A 7,586-nucleotide genomic window follows, 5' to 3' on the forward strand; every position below is an offset into this window, starting at 1 on the left:
GAATAGGAGGTTTGGCGGTCCTTTTTATCGGTTTACTTACCGTGATTAGTTATTATTTCTATTACGTGGCAATCAAACGAAACTCCAAAGCATTTTTAAGCAATAATCAGGATTTAGCGCAAATTCACGGAGAAAAGGAAACGGATGATCAAGCTGCCATTGCATTAGCAGATGAATCTGGTCCAACACCGGTAGAGGCTATAGGAGTAGAATGGATAGAAAAACAAGCTTATGAAATTTGGCACCTTACTTCAAGTGACGGTCTCTCCTTGGTTGGCTATTACCTTGAAGCTAAAACTTTGACGTCCAAAACCGTCATTCTTGCACACGGCTATTCCTCGCAAGGGAAAGATATGGGCAGCTTCGCTAAATTTTATTATGACAGGCTTGGGTATAACGTGCTTATGCCTGATGATCGAGGTCATGGCGATAGTGAAGGCGATTACATCGGCTTCGGCTGGCCAGATCGGAAGGATTATCTCCTTTGGATAGACGAGGTCTTACAGAAACTTGGTGAATCGGTGCAAATCGTGCTGCACGGCATTTCGATGGGTGGAGCGACTGTGATGATGGTAAGCGGTGAAAACGTTCCAAAACAAGTCAAGGCCATTGTGGAGGACTGTGGCTATACGTCCGTTACCGATCAGCTCTCTTATCAACTAAAGCGGATGTACAAGCTGCCTGCTTTTCCGATTTTACCTGCAACTAGCTTATTAACCCGCCTTAAAGCAGGTTATAGCTTCGAGGAGGCATCTGCAATCAAGCAGCTGGATAAAAATAAGCTGCCCATGTTCTTTATTCATGGTTCCGCCGATACTTTTGTACCTACAGAAATGGTGTGGAGGCTTTATGAAGCTTGTAAAGCTGACAAAGATATTTATATCGCCGAGGGTGCTGGTCACGGCATGTCCTATGGTACGGATACAACAACCTATGAACAAAAAGTGGCGGCATTTCTCAGTCGATATGTTATGAATGGATAGTGTCTAAATGATTCTTTATTTTGCACATAACCTATACCACTCCCTGATATGAATATACAGACAGAATCATTCTGATTCAGAGGAGGGTGTGCATTTGGGACCATTTACAAACGATTTATTGCAAGGAAAGGTCGTTCTCATAACGGGAGGAGCGACCGGACTTGGACGCGCCATGGGTGAGAAATTTGTTGCGTTAGGCGCTAAACTCGCAATTGCCAGCCGCCGTGAGGCGGTATTGAAGCAATCGGCTGAAGAAATGAGCTTGCCCACCAGCACCGTTTACTACAAAAGCTGTGACGTTCGCGATCCATCACAAGTTCATGAGCTGATTGAAGCCGTCGAGAACCATTTTGGACATATCGATATCCTCGTCAACAACGCTGCAGGAAATTTCATCAGTCCTACCGAGAGGCTCTCTCCAAGAGCAGTAGATACGATCTTACATATTGTTTTACACGGCACCTTTTATACGACTCTGGAGGTAGGCAAGCGGTGGATTGAACAAGGAAGAGGCGGTACGATGTTGAACATCGTCACCACCTATGCTTCTACCGGTTCGGGATATGTTGTACCTTCCGCTGCTGCAAAAGCTGGCGTTCTTGCGCTTACAAGATCGCTCGCCGTTGAATGGGCACCTTACGGTATTCGCCAAGTTGCGATTGCACCAGGTCCCTTTCCGACAGAAGGCGCTTGGTCTCGCCTCTCTCCCATTCCTGAGCTTGAGGAGAAGATGATAAGCCGCATCCCCTTAAAACGTGTTGGCGATAAAGAAGAACTAGCTAATTTAGCCGCCTATTTAGTTTCGGATTTCGCACATTATTTGAATGGTGAAGTTGTAACGATTGATGGCGGCGAGTGGCTGCAAGGTGCAGGGCAATTCAACAGCTTAGCAGAGGTGTCCGATAAGCAATGGGATGAGCTGGCTGAAATGACGCGCAAGGGTAAAAGTTGAGTCGCTCAGCCGCATCCTATGAATCTTTGAAAAGAAAAGCAGCTCATTTCTCTAAGAGTCATGAGCTGCCATCTTGTTCAAGCATAGCTTCTACAAAACTATAGCTTGATCTGCATCAATTAAACTTCGTTGCCTGGGGCTGTGTCACCTAAAGGATAGCCGCCTGTGCGGTTTCCTCCGGTACGATTTCCACCAGTACGGTTTCCTCCCGTGCGATTGCCGCCTGTACGGTTTCCTCCCGTGCGATTTCCTCCGGTACGGTTTCCACCAGTACGGTTTCCTCCCGTGCGATTACCGCCTGTACGGTTTCCTCCCGTGCGATTTCCTCCTGTACGATTGCCTCCCGTGCGGTTGCCACCGGTACGGTTACCGCCTGTACGGTTTCCTTCGCTACGATTGCCTGTTGAGCTGTTTTTTGCATTTTTCTTTTCTTTTGGCATATTTGTAATACCTCCTCTAGAAGATACTTACAACATATGAACCAACTCTATCTTTTGTAACCAGACATTTGATTGTTTTATAGATTTGGACTTTTATCTATATTCAAGCTAGCGTTACAAACGTATAAATATTCATTTCCAGCATTCACATTATCGTGCAACCAATGCAAATGTCGACATTGGTTTTGTATGATCTTGCTTCACCGCTTCTTGAAGTAAACCAATCTCCGAGTTAATGAGCGTTTTTAGCTTGCTTGGTATTTTGGTAAGAGCTTTCAGCTCATGTGGATAATCTTCTAATGTCATTTAAATCCCATTCAGCAAAACAAAGCTGTTTCCCCCATTTCTTCACTTATTCCATAATGCTCGTTAATTTTTCAAACGATTCTAAATACCATGAGCAATGAGACAATACAATAAAATCGAAGGATTGATCAGGATAACTTATCTTATCGGACAATACATCAACCTCAAAGTTCATTTCTAGTCGATTTCCTAACTCAGATCTTTTCAAATGCTCATAAGCTTCACCTAATGTGATCGGAGCTCCATAATCAGGGGRAGCAATATCAATCCCTTGAACAAAGCCGCTTTCTCCAGTCAAAAAGGCAAGAACTGCTGTTGTATCCCCTTGCCCACAGGCTATTTCGAGCACTCTACTGCCTTTTGTTATGCCCCAAAATTGTGCTAATTTCAGTCGATGCTCCGTCTGTATTTTTTGTATCGAAGTATCCTCACCAGTAACAGCCATACAGTTCACAATGGTTTGAATCGTTTCGTCGTTGTCCATAAATCCCCCTTTCCAACCGCTTGAATTCGAATCTATATTTTTCATTTTACCATGTTATAACGCCTATTTATTTTCTATTCGGTTTCCATCAGGATCAATCACAACTCCGATCCCTTTTTCAAACCATCTTGCAGGAAAACATTGGTAGATAATCGAATATAGTCAAAAATTCTTAATAAAATTTCTGGTGACAAAGGAGAAATAAAATGAGCGAGCAAGCTGCAAAGACACCTACAGGTCAAAAAGCAAAATTCGGTCACACCATTCAAGTTCGGTTGGTCTCAGACTTAAAGAAATCCCAGGAATACTACCGTGATGTGCTCGGCTGCCATATCGATAACTGGGGGCATGCCGAAAGAGACGGCATGACCTTCATTCTGCAGCAGGCAGCTTCTCCTGAAGATGTGCGACCGAATGCACGCGCACAAAAACGTCCAAACTATCCAACGGAATGGGAAGGTCCTGACTTTGGATGGGACACATTTATTCACGTTAGCTGGGATGACTTGGACTTACTTATTGAGGAAGTGCGTAGACTTGGAGGACATATTGCTGTCGAACCCTTTACTGATGCTCACGGCAATCACGAGTTTAAAAACGCTTGTATAAAAGATCCAGATGGTTATCACATCGTATTGGGCGCTATGCGTGAAGATTCCCGTTCGTAGTATAAATACAACTCCTGATGAAGGCTCGTTTGGCGGGAAGATAATTAAAGAGATTGTCTCAGAAGGCATCACCTTAAGAGACAATCTCTTTTTCATTTTAGACACCTTTGTCATATACTTTTTTCCATGAATTCCCTATTTCAACTCTGTGCTTATAAACAAGAATTGCAAAATTCCCAAGCCATACGAGGAGTAGGGCGGTTGAGAACATCCTTATATACAAATAAACAGAAAGAAGCAGCATGCCAACCACAACCTGCAAGCCATCCGCCTCGGTGGATTTAGGTTTGTTTTTGTATATCATGTGGCTCACACCGGCCATCAGCGCTAGAATTACGGCATAAGCCAAAGAAACCTCAAACCCTGTGAGCGCACTCCATATGCCAAATGTGACAGCAATAGCTTTGCCGCCCTTCCCTTTCAGAAAAGGAGAAAAAGCATGACCTGCTACAGGAGCTATAGCCAGCGGAACAATAAGATAACCTTGATTATAGCTGCCTCCCATTATAAAAAGCACTGGCAAGTATCCTTTCAAAAAATCCAATAAAATACCGGCCACGCCGAATTTATATCCAGATGACTTCCAAAGATTCAAAGCACCAGGGTTGCCGTCGCCAACCGTTTTTATGTTTTTTTTGCGGAGCAGACCAAGCCAATACGAAAACATAAGAGAACCCGATAGAAATGAACCCGCAATCCATAATATGATCATAGGTCCCTCTTGCCCCCTACCCGGATTTGCCTGCCTTTCCAGCTTACATGCCCTAGAATAACCACCTGATACATGGAATAAAGCATAACAATGATAAAAAATAACGAAGCAAAAACATGGAGCAGCGGAATAACGATTCCAAAAGCGCCTACATACTTCGTGAAGTAAAATAATTGAAACATATAGACAAAATAACCGATTAAGAGTGGCAAAGCCCATGAAGTATTCACAAAAATATATACCGTTTCCGATAGAAGCAGTCCTACCACCCAAATAGCTATCGGGATAATCGTCCACGGACTAAGCGTCGAAGTGCTTAACACCGCCCCTTTGCTAAATCCTTCAATTTCGCTTCGAATGCCTTGAGGATACATGCGGAAAGAAACTAAGCCATATCCGATAAAATTATTGACTGGAACGCCCRCTGCCATAAATTTGGAGCCTAGAAACAAATCGTCCAGCACTTCTGCTTTCACGCTTTCGTGGCCATTGATTTTTTCGTAATCCTCCCTTAATGCGACAATGCAGGAGCCATAGAGCCCTTTCATCGGGTTTTTCTTTTCAAAGACCGATGTAAACGCAAATATCCCAAGCACATTCATAATCAAAGCAAGCTTCTCATATAGCTTCTCGGTGTGATGAAAAGGAACAACTGAAATCACACCCTTCGATCGCTCCCTAGCCTTTATTAATGAAGCCAAGGCGTTAGGCGCCAGTCTTATATCCGCATCTAAAAATACAAACATATCACCAGAGGCATGCAAATATCCATTCCATACCGCCCAGTTCTTACCTGTCCAGCCTTTAGGGAGGCTGCTGTTTGAAATAACTTTGAYCCCATAGCCTTCAGCAATTTCTTTGGTTCGATCATCGGAATAATCATCTACCACAATAATTTCAAAGGGTTGAGCCGTTTGCGACCTAAGGGATTCAAGCAAATGTGGTAAATTACATTCTTCATTTCTAGCTGGAATAATAATGGACAGTTTCCGCACGCTCTGATCTGTCTGATTAGTGACGGTCAGAGTATTTTTTCTGAACAGAAAAAAACCTGAGAGACATCCGACTAGCATTAGAATGAGCATCCACATTTTCTAATCCCCCCTCATGTATTTATGTATATGAAGGGGCCGTCTGTATTATTTTAGTTTCATTGATTCCTCCATCCATATGGGAACGGCACATTTTGCACGATGGCTTGATTGATAAGCTCACTTTGCCATATAATGAGAACAATCTTTCAATCGAGGTGAATGGAATGTCTTTCCGAATGGTTCGAAGTAATTAGTTTCCGGGCTGGATAAAACGCGTACCAGCTGCAGAGGGGGATCGTCTGTCCTTCTGACCACATGAAACTAAATTTTGAACGGATATCGGCAGCAATCCATTTGTTTTTTTATTATCCTCTTTGGAAGGTGGAAGAAATATGAATGCAGTAGAATACAAACAATTTTATGATCAAGTCGGGAAAATCAACGGTTGGGATTTCAGCAAAGTGAAATCTGTCTCAGAAGGAATCGCATGGGATTTTTATGATGAAGTCATCCAGTCTTGCAAGAAGTCTGATCTTTTGCTTGATATCGGTACTGGCGGCGGAGAAGCATTATTATCAATAGCAGATTCAGCATTGCTTCTAATTGGCATTGATCTTTCCACAGGCATGATTGAGACCGCATTAAATAACGTAAAACAATCAAATAAATCAAATATACGCTTTTTACAAATGGATGCGGAGAAGCTCGATTTTCCTGACCACTTTTTCAATGTAGTCTCTTGCAGACATTCCGCTTTTTCTGCCAAAGAAATCGCAAAAGTATTGGTGAACGATGGTGTATTTTTTACCCAACAGGTTAGTGAGCACGATAAGCTCAACCTTAAAGAGGCATTCGGAAGAGGACAAGAGGACAGTCATTTGGTACAAAAAAAGGTGTCTTGAAAAATCAATATATTGCGGAGTTAGCTGATGCAGGCTTCACAGACATTCAGTCATTTGAATACAACGCAACCGATTATTTTGAGACGGCTGAAGACATCATTTTTCTATTGAAACACACGCCAATTATTCCGAACTTCGGACAATCCGAGACAGATTTTCAAATCCTTCAACAATTTATTAAAAACAACCAAACCGAACAAGGAATCAGAACAAATTCAGAACGATTTATGATTACAGCAAGGAAATAAAACAGAAAGGGATACCCGGTTATGGGTATCCCTTTCTTTTGCTCATAATGTTGGATACTACAATAATGAAGTTATTTTATCAAGCATTCCAGTAATATCAAGAAATACGATGATAATGACTAGAGGAATAATAAACCTGATAATAAAAAACCAAATAGTAAAGGCAGTAGCGCCAAAACGAGAATGCTGCAATAACTCCTCTCGCAGCTTGCTTTTCTTCATTTTAAGCGGTACAAAAATCGAAATCAAAAAAACGCCAAGCGGCATCAAAATATTACTTACTAAATAATCTGCTGAATCAAATAGATTTTTCGAAAAGATTAAAATGTCGGCAAAAGCACTATAGGATAACGCAGACGGAATGCCTACCGCAAATATGAATGCACCAAGCATATAGGCATATTTTGTTCTCTTCTCCTCTTTGCCTTTAACCATAGAAGCTACAATGATTTCTAGCATCGAGAAGGCCGACGTTAATGTTGCAAATAAAAATAATGCTAAAAAGCCTAATAAAAAAACTTCCCCAAAAATAATTTGATCAAATACCGCGGGCAATACTACAAACAACAAGCCAGGTCCTTCCGCTGGTTCTAAACCTAGTGAAAATACAGCCGGAAAGATGGCCAATCCCGCTAATAATGCTATCAGCAAATTCATGGTTACGATAGAAATAGCCGGTTGAATCAAACTTTCCTTTTTTGACAAATAAGAGCTGTATGTAACCATGACGGATACTCCGACACTTAAGGAGAAAAAAGCTTGACCCATTGCAAACAATACACTTTGGGATGTGATCCTTGAGAAATCTGGTGCTAGAAAAAACTTCACACCTTCCATCGCGTTATCCAGTGTAAGTG

At 42.1% G+C, this 7,586-nt stretch carries 8 protein-coding genes and 2 pseudogenes; 4 read left to right on the plus strand and 6 right to left on the minus strand.

Annotated elements, in window-relative coordinates; genetic code table 11:
• Window positions 1–2: 2 nt before the first annotated feature.
• Both AB4Z17_RS30245 and AB4Z17_RS30250 read left to right on the plus strand, forming a co-directional pair.
• Window positions 3–983 carry an alpha/beta hydrolase gene (locus tag AB4Z17_RS30245; protein WP_441963973.1) on the plus strand — a complete coding sequence of 327 codons (981 nt, stop codon included), beginning with the start codon at window positions 3–5 and terminating at the stop codon, window positions 981–983.
• A gap of 94 nt (window positions 984–1,077) precedes the next feature.
• Window positions 1,078–1,935, plus strand: a complete 858-nt coding sequence (locus tag AB4Z17_RS30250; RefSeq protein ID WP_441963975.1) for an SDR family oxidoreductase — start codon at window positions 1,078–1,080, stop codon at window positions 1,933–1,935.
• Between the two features lie 148 nt (window positions 1,936–2,083).
• On the opposite strand, the gene AB4Z17_RS30255 is transcribed toward AB4Z17_RS30250, so the two are convergent.
• From AB4Z17_RS30255 to AB4Z17_RS30265, 3 genes are all read right to left on the minus strand, one after another.
• Entirely contained in the window at window positions 2,084–2,356 is a 273-nt protein-coding gene (locus AB4Z17_RS30255) for a hypothetical protein (RefSeq protein WP_441963977.1), read from the minus strand.
• Window positions 2,357–2,525: 169 nt separating this feature from the next.
• Entirely contained in the window at window positions 2,526–2,681 is a 156-nt protein-coding gene (locus AB4Z17_RS30260) for a hypothetical protein (protein ID WP_441963979.1), read from the minus strand.
• Between the two features lie 46 nt (window positions 2,682–2,727).
• Complete coding sequence (locus tag AB4Z17_RS30265; RefSeq protein ID WP_441963981.1) at window positions 2,728–3,165, minus strand: class I SAM-dependent methyltransferase; 438 nt, start codon at window positions 3,163–3,165, stop codon at window positions 2,728–2,730.
• A gap of 206 nt (window positions 3,166–3,371) precedes the next feature.
• On the opposite strand from AB4Z17_RS30265, the gene AB4Z17_RS30270 reads away from it, so the two are divergent.
• A complete protein-coding gene (locus tag AB4Z17_RS30270) occupies window positions 3,372–3,833 on the plus strand; it encodes a VOC family protein (protein ID WP_441963983.1) in 462 nt (153 codons plus the stop codon).
• Between the two features lie 97 nt (window positions 3,834–3,930).
• On the opposite strand, the gene AB4Z17_RS30275 is transcribed toward AB4Z17_RS30270, so the two are convergent.
• The gene (locus AB4Z17_RS30275) at window positions 3,931–4,545 is read right to left on the minus strand and encodes a glycerol-3-phosphate acyltransferase (protein WP_441963985.1); all 615 of its coding nucleotides are present in this window, start codon (window positions 4,543–4,545) and stop codon (window positions 3,931–3,933) included.
• Window positions 4,542–5,636 carry a glycosyltransferase gene (locus AB4Z17_RS30280; RefSeq protein ID WP_441963987.1) on the minus strand — a complete coding sequence of 365 codons (1,095 nt, stop codon included), beginning with the start codon at window positions 5,634–5,636 and terminating at the stop codon, window positions 4,542–4,544. The genes AB4Z17_RS30275 and AB4Z17_RS30280 overlap by 4 nt, the downstream gene beginning before the upstream one ends.
• 335 nt (window positions 5,637–5,971) lie before the next feature.
• Here AB4Z17_RS30280 and AB4Z17_RS30285 point away from each other — a divergent pair.
• Window positions 5,972–6,729, plus strand: a pseudogene (locus AB4Z17_RS30285) (class I SAM-dependent methyltransferase).
• 57 nt (window positions 6,730–6,786) lie between these two features.
• Here AB4Z17_RS30285 and AB4Z17_RS30290 read toward each other — a convergent pair.
• Window positions 6,787–7,586: pseudogene (locus AB4Z17_RS30290) on the minus strand (sodium-dependent transporter); the annotation flags it as partial.

The organism is Paenibacillus sp. TAF43_2, assembly GCF_052113545.1.
GTDB lineage: Bacteria > Bacillota > Bacilli > Paenibacillales > Paenibacillaceae > Pristimantibacillus.